The 5,853-nt window shown below is 39.7% G+C and carries 6 protein-coding genes; all 6 read right to left on the reverse strand.

Annotation, left to right across the window (positions count from 1 at the left end; genetic code table 11):
• Window positions 1-827: 827 nt before the first annotated feature.
• Window positions 828-1,418, reverse strand: a complete 591-nt coding sequence (tmk, locus tag ACTQ3R_RS16045) for a dTMP kinase (RefSeq protein ID WP_441780178.1) — start codon at window positions 1,416-1,418, stop codon at window positions 828-830.
• Between the two features lie 12 nt (window positions 1,419-1,430).
• Window positions 1,431-2,990, reverse strand: a complete 1,560-nt coding sequence (locus tag ACTQ3R_RS16050; protein WP_441780177.1) for a hypothetical protein — start codon at window positions 2,988-2,990, stop codon at window positions 1,431-1,433.
• A 21-nt stretch (window positions 2,991-3,011) separates the two neighbouring features.
• Window positions 3,012-3,554: a hypothetical protein gene (locus ACTQ3R_RS16055; RefSeq protein WP_441780176.1), complete on the reverse strand. Its 543-nt coding sequence runs from the start codon at window positions 3,552-3,554 to the stop codon at window positions 3,012-3,014.
• A complete protein-coding gene (locus ACTQ3R_RS16060) occupies window positions 3,541-4,281 on the reverse strand; it encodes a hypothetical protein (RefSeq protein ID WP_441780175.1) in 741 nt (246 codons plus the stop codon). The genes ACTQ3R_RS16055 and ACTQ3R_RS16060 overlap by 14 nt, the downstream gene beginning before the upstream one ends.
• A gap of 729 nt (window positions 4,282-5,010) precedes the next feature.
• The gene (locus tag ACTQ3R_RS16065) at window positions 5,011-5,364 is read right to left on the reverse strand and encodes a DUF3795 domain-containing protein (RefSeq protein ID WP_441780174.1); all 354 of its coding nucleotides are present in this window, start codon (window positions 5,362-5,364) and stop codon (window positions 5,011-5,013) included.
• On the reverse strand, window positions 5,361-5,738 hold the full coding sequence (locus tag ACTQ3R_RS16070; RefSeq protein ID WP_441780173.1) for a DUF1801 domain-containing protein: 378 nt from the start codon (window positions 5,736-5,738) through the stop codon (window positions 5,361-5,363). Before ACTQ3R_RS16070 ends, ACTQ3R_RS16065 begins: the two co-directional genes overlap by 4 nt.
• Window positions 5,739-5,853 lie beyond the last annotated feature (115 nt).

Genomic DNA, 5,853 nt, shown 5'->3' on the forward strand with positions numbered 1-5,853 from the left:
TTTGCTTGCTCCTTTCGAATGTTTGTGTGGTAACTTCATTCTACCAGAGCCTGCAAGCTATGTCTTCTTTTATGCGATTTTCAATTTGCGCAACTTATTGTACCTTATCTATGGATTTGGTTTAGCTCATTAGGCGTATCAGTATTTAACAGGCTATAGTCAAAGAATAGCGCCCGCTGACATCCGTGGATATTCAGCGGGCGGTACTGCTTATTTGGGGGATTTTATTCTGGGTACTTTATGTGTACGTTTTGCTGGTGTTCCGCCGCTTTTAGAAAGACGGCATGACCATTGAGTAACACCGAGAGTTGGGCCTAATATATGAACTGAGAAATCATGTTCTCAGCCGATATTTTTCCATATATATTGCAGAAAAGATAGCCTGAACTATCATTTTGATGCTTAATGCAATGATAGACAGGGGCGTTCCTCGGTTACTGCGAACATGCCTCATTTCTGAATTTTTAAAAGGTTGCGCTCTTTTCATAGCAACAAAACTGACTTCAGCCCATATTTTCTGTTTTCTCATTATGTAAAGTCATTCCGAGGTATTGAACCTTAAATACCCTCTGTAAAACGCAGGATAGAAGTTGCTGGCAAAATTTTTTGCGCACACCGACTATATTAAAACAAGTCTTACGGGAATCGCTAGGAATCAATTTACTATGTCCAGAATCTCCATGCTCATTTGACCACTCTGTCGTCCCATCATGCTCCATAACTCCCTTATTTCAATTATTCCATGGGAATGGGGGAACTTTTGTCAGCAGGTCCAATCCTTGACACTACCTAGAATAGGTAGGGCCAAGGATTAGACTCATTTATAGTTATTTAGATATTATTTTTTTTATTCGTTGAACATTCTTCTCCAGCGTATCTTCTGCGTTTAGAAAGAAAATCTTCTCTTCTGGAAAATATTCCGGCAATTTTTCATAATAGGAAATCGTACGCTGCAAGAAGTTACGCTCTTCAAATACATCATGTGCCTTTCCACGTTGTGCAATCCTTCTGCACAAAACCTCTGAATCTTGCGGCAGCAAAATGAAGATAAAATCTGGAACTAAACATGTCCAATTTTTCTCGATCAAATAGTTTGCATCCACACCTTGCAATTGTTGGTATGCCAGCGCAGAATATTTGTATCGGTCACATACAACAATTTCACCTCGCATAATCGCTGGCATGATAAACGCTCGGATATGCTCTTTCCGATCTTCTACAAAAAGATTTGCAAAGGCATAAATATCTATAATTTCTCCTGATCTCATTATTTGACGCAACTGTTTTCCCGGCTCACTATCATATGTCGGCTCACAAGTGTAAACTGCGGCAGTGCCTTCGCTCTTCCAATGATCTACCAATAATTTTGAAAGAGTAGTTTTTCCGCTGCCATCTGGCCCATCAATTGCTATGAACATACTAGAATCCTCTTATAGAATATCTTCTCCAAAAATTCCTTTTAAAACACGGTCTTTGTGGCGTAATTTTAGATAGCACAAATAAAAAACTTCGATAAAAACAATTATACAGTAAAGACTCTGAGCTCCAGAGATATATATGGTATCATATTTTTTTATGTTAGCTGTAAGGAATTCATTCCCTGTACAGGCAAAAATAACAAAAAACCAGAAACAAGATAAAAATAAGCTTGCCTTTCTTAAACGTGATGCCCATACATCCATCTGATCATTAACTTTTGGAGGTCGACTCAACATCGTAAGTGAAAAGAGAAATAAAAAAGCTACCCATAAAAAATCTGCTTGAAATCCAAAAATATCGGGGAAATATTGCTCTACTCCTGCTAAACGCGTCCCGTCAATACCAAATCCTAACGCAAAAGAAATAAACAATCCCATCATGTATTGTCGATTGCCTCGACTGTGATCATCCGTCATGTCAAGACATATCATTATTTCTGAAACACTGCTAAAGTCTTCCGCGCCTAGGGATATGTCTTTTGCTGCAAATCGATATTTTTGCCTAGACTTAATTTTTTCTTCGCACCAAAAATCAAACTCTACCGTCATTTTATTGGGCACTGGCCCTATACCATCATGGTACTTGTCATTTTCATTTTTGGCATGCACTTCTCCCCGTTTCGGACACGGGCAGTCTGTACATTCTGAATTTACATGCTTATGTTTGATTTCAACAGTCGCGTTATGTGTATCAATATATGTTTTTACCGGAGGCGAAAAATACCATGTAAAATCTGGACATAGGAGTGCATATGGATGGTTCCCCTCTACACCTTCACAGTCCTCCTTCTTCGGATTTCTCGGTATCGGATTCTGGATGCAATAGTTAAAATCTTTGTCATCAATATCGGCTTTGAACTGAATGGTAGTGCGTATCCAATTCACCAGTTCCATTCCCGCTGGCATATCATCAAAAGGAACATCAATCGCATAAATATCTCTCTTGGTATAGTCTTCTTTTATCATTTCTACATCTGCAATATCTATTCCCGTTTCCAACTTTCCAGGAATTGCTTTAGAATCCAAAAGCCATCCGTAAAACGGTTTTTCTTCATGTACATAAAGCATCTTCTTCTTGGAATATTTAGCTAAAGTCTCATTTAAACACTTTGGAAAATGGCTTTCTAATGCATTTTGATCATTATAAATTACTTTACAATTATCTCCCCAGACTTTCCTTAAATATGGAAGCTGACAAAACATACCTTTTTTAGGAATATCTGTAATATCCTCGTGCCGAATATATTTAACCGCGTTGGTTTCATTCCCGGCGATTGTAATATCAAAGAGCATTCTAAAATCCGGTACTTTCCCAAATTCACTGCAAAAAGGTTTCTCTTTCTTGAGCTTTTGTGCATCATACCCGTCACTTGATGCTCCGATTATTGTGGCAGTATAGATATGAAGTGACTTGCGATCCATCCCAACAAAAACCATCTGAAAAAACTTACGCAACATAACTGTTTTAACTGATTTGGATGTTACATTTCGCATAGCAAAAGTAATTGTCAATCCCCATCATCGCCTTTTCTTTTATTTTACAGACACAGAAAGCGTCTCTTCCAATAAAGAAATGGCCTTCTTATGTCTTCCTCTAAGAATTCCGATAGCAGGAACTTCTATATCTCTCAATTCCAATTCACTGTGAAGCAATTGATAAAAAATGCCCGCACGCTTTAATGTCCCTTTATTCGAATATATTCGACTAACTGCACAGGATGGAGAATTTTCAACTCCAAGTATACACAAAAATTCATATCCACCAGCCTGCATGTCAGCAATTTGGTCTGCCGATTGTTTAGCTAATTTTGCACAGTGCTCTATATACCCTTCTAACGCCTCATAACGTAAGACACCGCGCTTTTCTCGTTGCAGCCCATGAAAGAATCCACGAAACATAGACTCTGTGCATGGTAATGGTATGATATCAACATTAAACTGCATAATGCAATCTAAAAACTCATATCCCCAGTGATGACCGGGCCTTTTTTCAACCTGTAATCCTGGAGCTAACATGCACGCCGGTACCAAAACAGCATATCGTTTTCGCAGTTTAATATTATCAGTAGATTTCATCTTCGGTAGTCAGTGTTGTCTCATTCTTCATAGCGACCGTCCGTCGCTCAATCAAATTTTTAAGCTGAGGTTTTATTTCAGCATCGTAATATGCAGCTAAGCTGTCCTTTTCTTCTTTGCTTAATTCTTTCCCCAAAGGGCAACCAATCCAACATTGCGGTTCAAATGTTTTAGGCACAAGCCCTTGTTCCATTAATTCCAATTTGCGTTCCCAGTTATCTTCTAATTCATACACAGGAAGTTCAAGGGAAATATGATATTCATTGACCAAGGCTTCATAACGTTCCACCATTTCAGGTAATTCCACAAAGAAACCTTGTACTTTTCTTGCGCCTTCAGCAATAGTGGGAATACTATGTGCTTTACAATACGCTATTGATTCGATATACATACCAGTATGACAAGCTAAACAAGGTATCTGTGCGGGTCTAAGATTAGGATATTTTTTATTACTTTCTTGAAGAGTTTGATATAAAAAATTTTTCTGCAAACGATATAAATGAGCTGTTATATTTTGAATTCCTACAAACACAGCTTTTTCAGATCCGTATCTCTGGATAATACGCTCTGCTACCGCCTGAGCCCCTCTCAGATTAGAGATACATTTATTGTCATAGGTAATCATATGCACCCGTCTACCCTGCTCTATCAATCTACATGCAGACAAAAAAGAATCGCGCCCTCCAGACAACATTAACAATATAGAATTTTTCTCCGACTCTGGCATCTAAATTAGCCTCCCTTTAAATTTCCCTTATAACTTTATACAAGAATGTTTTTATAAAAAACTTTATAAGCCATATAATTATAACACATTTTATTGATTCGGCAAAATAATTTTTAACTTTAGGAACATTTGTTCTATTTAGCATAACACATATTGATTAGTATGTCAAATAGTAGCTTTTTATTATAATAATCAATAATTTAGCTCATGTTTTTTAATTATGAGCACGTTAAATTAGGATAAATACACCAGAATTCAAATTGAAGACAGCTCTAGGGTTCTCCAGTGGAAACAGGAGCTGAGGGGCATTGCTGCAGATAACGGCCTGAACCCAAACCAGATTGGAGATTAAAAAGCTGAGTTTCTGGAGCAAATACCTGATGTTTTCGAAAAACGAGTCATGCCAGAGCGGAAAAAGGAAAGGACGCTGTTACAAAAACGATGGTGTCAGTGCTGAATGTGTAGTGACCGATAAGTGGAACAGCATCCTGGAGCTGAAAAACATTGCCGTGGGGCCTGCGGATTTCATAAGTAGCATCTGATTGCTATTGAGTGCAACTGGTGGATATGGTGTACCTGTAAATAGAACTATGAAAAGCGTTGCGCCTATAGGCACGCTGCTTTCTCCTTGTAAAACTTTTGTATCGGGCGTATCAGTATTTAACAAGCTATAGACAAAGAATAGCACCCGCTGAAGTCTGTGGATGTTCAGCGGGCGCTACTGCCTTTTTAGTTGTCCTGTTCGGGGTATTTACCATAGGCGTTTTTCCAATTTTCAGCTGCTTTCATGAAGGCAGCATAATCATGGGCGCTGATAAACTCCAGTGCCTGCTTGTATTTGGAGTATTTATAGCCGGGATGGTTGAGAAAGGCCTGAACGGTCTCGCAAAACTCGTACTCCGCGCAGTCTACGCAGGTGATGTGGCCTTTAGTCAGGCAGCATTTCTTCATCCTGCATTTGGCCCGGCTCAAATCCCGGGAGCCATCCAGATACCCCGGTTTGCAGCCCTTGCAGGTCTTCTCAAATTCACGGCAGGTCTTGCAGTAGGCGCCGCAGCAGCCGATTTCCTCTGTACCATTCATAGGGAGGAACTCCCTTCAGAGCGATAGAGCTTCAGAAAATCGCTGATGCTTTCTTCGACTGCATGTAGGGACGCTTCATCGCCGTATTTGATGTTGATGCACCGCTTTCCCTTTTTGCAGGCAGGTAGGCTTTCGGCCAAACGGTTCAAAAACTCCTCATCGGAAAAATGAATAGAGAAATGTTTTTTCGCTGCGGAGACTGCCACATATCCCTCATTCATCTTTTTCCCCAACAGCCACATGGGCATAGAGAAGGAGATCTTATTGGTCAAATGGGGAAATTCCGTATTCATAAATTCAATGAATGAACAGATATGTCGCTGTTGCTCTTCATTTAACGACGCCACATACTCGGAAACAGAAGCTACACCCATGTTACGGTGCCGTCAAGATTTATGCGCAAAATTATTTGCAGGCTCCGGCTGAATGAAGTCAGCCGGCAATAGAGGCGTCGTACAGAGCCGCCTCCAAGTGCTTCATGTTCATGTA

The organism is Lawsonibacter sp. LCP25S3_E2 (assembly GCF_052117285.1).
Lineage (GTDB): Bacteria > Bacillota > Clostridia > Oscillospirales > Oscillospiraceae > Lawsonibacter.

What these genes read in the sequence shown, in the direction of transcription:
- ACTQ3R_RS16070 (WP_441780173.1), bottom strand. Translation starts at nt 5,738, where the DNA reads ATGGGTGTAGCTTCTGTTTCCGAGTATGTGGCGTCGTTAAATGAAGAG.
- tmk (WP_441780178.1), bottom strand. Translation starts at nt 1,418, where the DNA reads ATGTTCATAGCAATTGATGGGCCAGATGGCAGCGGAAAAACTACTCTT.
- ACTQ3R_RS16055 (WP_441780176.1), bottom strand. Translation starts at nt 3,554, where the DNA reads ATGAAATCTACTGATAATATTAAACTGCGAAAACGATATGCTGTTTTG.
- ACTQ3R_RS16065 (WP_441780174.1), bottom strand. Translation starts at nt 5,364, where the DNA reads ATGAATGGTACAGAGGAAATCGGCTGCTGCGGCGCCTACTGCAAGACC.
- ACTQ3R_RS16060 (WP_441780175.1), bottom strand. Translation starts at nt 4,281, where the DNA reads ATGCCAGAGTCGGAGAAAAATTCTATATTGTTAATGTTGTCTGGAGGG.